Annotated in this window: 3 protein-coding genes; all 3 read left to right on the top strand. The window is 41.9% G+C overall.

Features of this window, described 5'->3' with window-relative positions:
• Positions 1-193: hypothetical protein (locus H6F47_RS18430; protein WP_190650408.1), on the top strand; the 193-nt coding region annotated here is incomplete at its 5' end.
• Between the two features lie 537 nt (positions 194-730).
• Positions 731-811 carry a transposase gene (locus tag H6F47_RS28045; protein ID WP_236104013.1) on the top strand — a complete coding sequence of 27 codons (81 nt, stop codon included), beginning with the start codon at positions 731-733 and terminating at the stop codon, positions 809-811.
• Positions 812-1,385: 574 nt separating this feature from the next.
• The gene (locus H6F47_RS18420; RefSeq protein ID WP_190650406.1) at positions 1,386-6,068 is read left to right on the top strand and encodes a glutamate synthase-related protein; all 4,683 of its coding nucleotides are present in this window, start codon (positions 1,386-1,388) and stop codon (positions 6,066-6,068) included.
• Positions 6,069-6,134 lie beyond the last annotated feature (66 nt).

Here is a 6,134-nt window from a genome sequence, read left to right as displayed (position 1 = left end):
CAGTCCCCAGTCCCCAGTCCCCAGTCCCCAGTCCCCAGTCCCCAGTCACCAGTCCCCAGTCCCCAGTCCCCAGTCCCCAGTCCCCAGTCACCAGTCCCCAGTCACCAGTCCCCAGTCCCCAGTCCCCAGTCCCCAGTCCCCAGTCCCCAATTATCAGGGAATCTTAAAAAATTGTAATTTTTTTGGTCAATAAAGGTGATAATATGTATATTCCCTATTTATCTATTGAAAAACCATTCACCAATCATCCCGCTAAAACTACCAACGCTCACAGTTCTCAATAACACATCTCAATCACACTTTTAGAGAAACGGTTTATAATAGGGGTTCTAACTGATTTAGACCTTACGCAAGTGTCACACCAAAAATATGTCTTACGGTGCTTTAAACTGCATAAATCCAGTAAATCAATAAATTGTTGATATCTGATGCACCCTACCAATGTGACATTGATTATTGATAGATAGGGTTTGCTGAATAAACCTAAAACCTTGATATATCAAAGGTTAGAGGCTGATAAACACAGAAATTAGTGCAAGGGTTTTGAAGGGTATACCGGAAAAAGTGTGCATTTTTTGGGATTTCAAGAGATGGCAAAGAAATTTTCAAATCTCCTCCTGACTCCTATGCCCTCACGGAAAGACTTTCTCAGCAACCCCTAGATAGTTTCCTAGTTCTCAAACAGAGAAATAGTGTTGTAAAAAAAGAAACTCTCTCTTTAAGTGAAAGGGTGTTTAAGTGTGATAACTGTGGATTTGAATTTGACAGGAATTTAAACGCAGTTATTATTCTCTTAAAAACTATCAGTTAGGCAGTGTTTGCCTGTGGTGAATGGGGTAGTGCCGACATTACCAACATGAAGCAAGAAGTAAACTAACCTCAAAGTATATTTGAGTAGGTTTTATATAGTGGTTTACATAACGGCATATAGTGTTATATTTTGTAATACGCTGTGCTTGTTGCTGCAATAGGAAAATTGCTGGACAAAAGATAGCGGTATGTTCTTTTGCAATTAAATCTCAGGTAAATCCCAAATGGTGATCCTGAACAAATGGCCTATATCTGGCTAAAAGGGGATTAAAAAACACCAAGCTTCACTATCTAAATAAACGTAATAAACGTAATGTCAGGGAAAGCAAATTATCTAGATCAAGGTACTTCTTCTAAAAGTGCGGTGCATAAACACTTAAAAAAATAACGCGGCTATTTTAACATGGGTGAGCAGAAATGTAAACCTCAAGTTAAAATTTTTTTTCCCTAATTTTCCCTTAATTTTTAGTGATTATGTATTTCCCGACCGCTAAATCTTAGATTTTTTTCTTTGCGGTAGCAACATTTGTCACATTAATAACTCAACAATTTCACGATTCTTTCAGGAATAAAATATGAATCATCAATCATTGAATCAGGGTCAAAACATCACAATGACAAATATGGAAAATAGGTCAACTTATCAAGGTCAAAGATGGTTAGTTGAAGAACGGGATGCTTGTGGTGTAGGCTTTATTGCCCATCGCTGCAATATTGCCAACCATGAAATTTTGGCTAAAGCTTTAGATGCGCTGACTTGTTTAGAACATCGGGGTGGATGTAGTGCGGATCAAGACTCTGGAGATGGGGCGGGTATTTTGACGGCGATTCCTTGGGAATTGTTGCAACAAGAAGGATTTAAAGTTGCTAATACTGGTAACATGGCTGTAGGAATGATCTTCTTACCCCAAGATGGGGAATCAGCCAAAAAAGTTAAAGAAATCTTTGAACAAGTAGCAAAGGAAGAAAATTTAACTGTACTGGGTTGGCGTAAAGTTCCTGTACGTCCAGAGGTTTTGGGGATACAAGCAAGAGAAAACCAACCCCACATAGAACAAGTTTTTCTTTCTTCGGCTGATAAAAGCGGTGATGAACTAGAACGGGAAATGTATCTTACCCGTCGTCGTGTGGTGAAAGCGGCGAAAAATATTTCTGAAGAATTTTATGTCTGCTCCCTTTCCAGCCGTACCATTGTTTATAAAGGTATGGTGCGATCGGCGGTATTGGGAGATTTTTACCAAGATTTAAAAAATTCAGCTTTTAAATGTGCCTTTGCTGTTTATCATCGTCGTTTTAGTACCAACACCATGCCCAAGTGGCCTCTAGCTCAACCCATGCGGTTACTAGGTCACAATGGGGAAATTAACACTCTGTTGGGTAACATTAACTGGATGATGGCGCGGGAAGCTACTTTAGATCATCCGATTTGGAAAGGACGCGCTGAAGAATTTAAACCTTTGGTAAATACTGAAAGTAGTGATTCTGCGACTCTTGATAACGTGCTAGAGTTATTGGTACGTTCAGGACGTAGCCCTTTGGAAGCTTTAATGATGATGGTTCCAGAGGCTTACAAAAATCAACCTTCTTTAAAAGATCATCCTGAAATTGTTGATTTCTATGAATATTACAGTGGTTTACAAGAAGCTTGGGATGGTCCGGCGCTGTTGGTATTTAGTGATGGTAAAAGAGTTGGTGCGACTTTAGATAGAAATGGTTTAAGACCGGCGCGGTATGTGATTACTAATGATGACTATATCGTACTTGCTTCCGAAGCGGGTGTAGTTGATTTCCCAGAAACGAGTATTATCGAAAAAGGTAGATTAGGCCCTGGACAAATGATTGCTGTAGATTTAAACAGCAATGAAATTTTGAAGAACTGGGAAATTAAACAACGTATTGCTAAGTTACATCCTTACGGCGATTGGTTGCAAAAATACCGTCAAGAGTTGTCAGATTTGGTAAAACCATCAGCTAATGGAAATGGTAACGGTAATGGTCATTATGTAACTGAAAGTTCTGAAATACCCGATAAACAAACTTTACTGCAACAACAGATCGCTTTTGGTTACACTAGCGAAGATGCAGAAATGATTATTCAGCCGATGGCGAATACTGGTGCTGAACCGACTTTCTCTATGGGTGATGATATTCCTTTGGCGGTTTTATCAGAAAAACCCCATCTGCTGTACAACTACTTTAAACAGCGTTTTGCCCAAGTAACAAACCCACCCATTGATCCGTTAAGAGAAAAATTGGTAATGTCCTTGACGGTGGAACTGGGAGAAAGAGGTAATTTATTAGATCCGCAACCAGAACACGCGAGAAGATTAAAGTTAGATTCGCCTGTTTTGACTGATGCTGAGTTAGAAGCGATTAAATTATCTGGTTTTGGCACTGCTGATTTATCAACTCTGTTTTCTATTGATGCAGGTCCTGATGGTTTGAAGGCGGCGGTAGAATCTTTGCAAAAACAAGCTGCGGAGTCGGTGCGGGCTGGTGCGAAGATTTTGATCTTGAGTGATAAGGTTGCCCCAAGTGGTGAAAAGGGTATCAGTGCTGATTTGACTTATATTCCGCCTTTGTTGGCTGTAGGTGCAGTTCACCATTATTTGATCTGCGAAGGTGTGCGGATGAAGACTTCTTTGGTGGTGCATACCGCCCAATGTTGGAGTACACACCATTTTGCTTGTTTGTTGGGCTATGGTGCGGGTGCTGTTTGTCCTTATATGGCTTTGGATACGGTGCGTGACTGGTGGGCTGATCCTAAGACTCAACAGTTTAGGGAACGGGGTAAGCTGAATAATATTACTCTGGATCAGGCGATCGCTAATTATCGTCAAGCTGTAGAATCAGGTTTGTTGAAAATTCTCTCAAAAATGGGAATTTCCCTGCTTTCTAGCTATCAAGCGGCGCAAATTTTTGAGGCGATCGGTATTGGTGGCGATTTGTTAAATTTAGCTTTCCGGGGTACTACTTCCCGCATCGGTGGTTTAAGTTGTGCTGAACTGGCTCAAGAAGTGCTTTCTTTCCACAGTAAGGCTTTCCCTGAGTTGTCTGCTAAGAAGTTGGAAAATTTGGGCTTTGTTCAGTATCGTCCCGGTGGTGAATATCACAGTAATAGCCCGGAACTGGTGAAGGCGCTGCATAAGGCTGTAGATGGTAAGCAGTATGACCATTATGAAGTTTATAAACAGCATCTAAAAAGCAGACCTGCAACGGCTTTAAGAGATTTATTGGATTTTGCCAGCGATCGCCCATCTATTCCTTTAGAAGAAGTAGAGTCTGTCAGCGAAATCGCTCAACGCTTCTGTACTGGTGGGATGTCTTTGGGTGCTTTATCACGGGAAGCACACGAAACTTTAGCGATCGCCATGAACCGCATCGGTGGGAAATCTAACTCTGGTGAAGGTGGGGAAGATCCAGTTCGTTACAATATATTAAATGATGTTGACGAAAACGGACATTCACCCACTCTACCCCATTTGAACGGTTTGAGAAATGGTGATACTGCTTCCAGTGCCATCAAACAAGTCGCTTCTGGTCGTTTTGGTGTGACACCGGGATATTTAGCCAGTGCTAAACAAATCGAAATCAAAATTGCCCAAGGTGCAAAACCCGGTGAAGGTGGACAGTTACCTGGTCCCAAGGTTAGCCCTTATATTGCCATGTTGCGCCGTTCTAAACCTGGTGTAACTTTGATTTCACCCCCTCCCCATCATGATATTTACTCAATTGAAGATTTAGCGCAGTTAATTTTTGACCTGCATCAAATTAACCCCAAAGCTCAGGTTTCTGTGAAGTTAGTGGCGGAAATCGGTATTGGTACGATTGCTGCCGGTGTAGCAAAAGCTAACGCTGATATTATCCAAATTTCTGGACATGATGGGGGTACTGGTGCATCTCCTCTGAGTTCTATTAAACACGCTGGTAGTCCGTGGGAATTTGGATTATCAGAAGTGCATCAGGTGTTGATGGATAATGGGTTACGCGATCGCGTAATTTTAAGAGTTGATGGTGGTTTAAAGAGTGGCTGGGATGTCCTGATCGCTGCTTTAATGGGTGCTGAGGAATTCGGTTTTGGTTCGATCGCCATGATCGCCGAAGGTTGCATTATGGCGCGGGTGTGTCATTTAAACACCTGTCCCAAGGGTGTAGCGACTCAGAAAGAAGAACTGCGTCTGCGCTTTACAGGTATTCCTGATCACGTTGTTAACTTCTTCTATTTCATCGCTGAAGAAGTGCGGAGTCTGTTAGCGAAGTTGGGATATCGTTCTTTAACAGAGTTAACTGGTAGGGCGGATCTGTTAACCGTGCGTTCTGATGTCAAGCTAACAAAAACCCAATCTGTGAATTTAGATTGTTTAACTAAGTTACCAGATGCTAAATCTAACCGTAGCTGGTTAGAACATGAAGAAGTTCACAGTAATGGACCAGTTTTAGATGATCAGTTCTTAGCGGATGCAGAAATTCAAGCAACCATCAAAAATCAATCTACTGTCACCAAGACTTACAAAGTTGTGAATACTGATAGAACCGTAGGATCAAGGTTAGCGGGTGCTATTGCTTCTCAATACGGTGATAGTGGTTTTGAAGGTCAAATTAACTTGAACTTCCAAGGTAGTGTAGGTCAAAGCTTTGGGGCGTTTATCTTACCTGGTTTAACCTTAACTTTACATGGGGAAGCTAACGACTATGTAGGTAAGGGGATGCACGGTGGGGAGATTATTATTAAACCCCCAGCAGATGCGACTTACAACTCAGCCGAAAATGTGATTGTGGGTAATACCTGTTTATATGGTGCGACTGGTGGGGTGTTGTTCGCTAGAGGTTTAGCGGGTGAACGCTTTGCGGTACGTAACTCTAAAGGTACAGCAGTTATTGAAGGGGCTGGGGATCACTGCTGCGAGTATATGACCGGTGGTGTAGTTGTGGTTCTGGGTAAAGTCGGCCGCAACGTCGGTGCTGGTATGACTGGGGGGTTAGGTTACTTCTTGGATGAAGATGGTTCTTTCCCTGAGTTGGTGAATAAGACCATTGTGAAAATCCAGCGTGTAGCAACGGAAGCTGGTGCAAAACAACTCTATGATTTGATTAAAGCTCATAGCGATCGCACTGGTTCACCAAAAGCGCAGTTAATTTTACAAAACTGGTCAGAGTATTTACTCAAATTCTGGCAAGTTGTACCACCTTCAGAAGCTGATAGTGCAGAAGCTAATGTGGAAGCTGAAAAGGCTGGTAAACAGTTGAGTTCTGTTTAGTTAGCGATCAGTATTGCAGGAGGAAAACTCTAAAGTTGTTGGGAGTAAGTGTCATGTTTTGATGAT

It is taken from the genome of Sphaerospermopsis sp. FACHB-1094, from assembly GCF_014696195.1.
GTDB lineage: Bacteria > Cyanobacteriota > Cyanobacteriia > Cyanobacteriales > Nostocaceae > Sphaerospermopsis > Sphaerospermopsis kisseleviana.
This window is presented reverse-complemented; position numbering and strand designations above follow the sequence as displayed.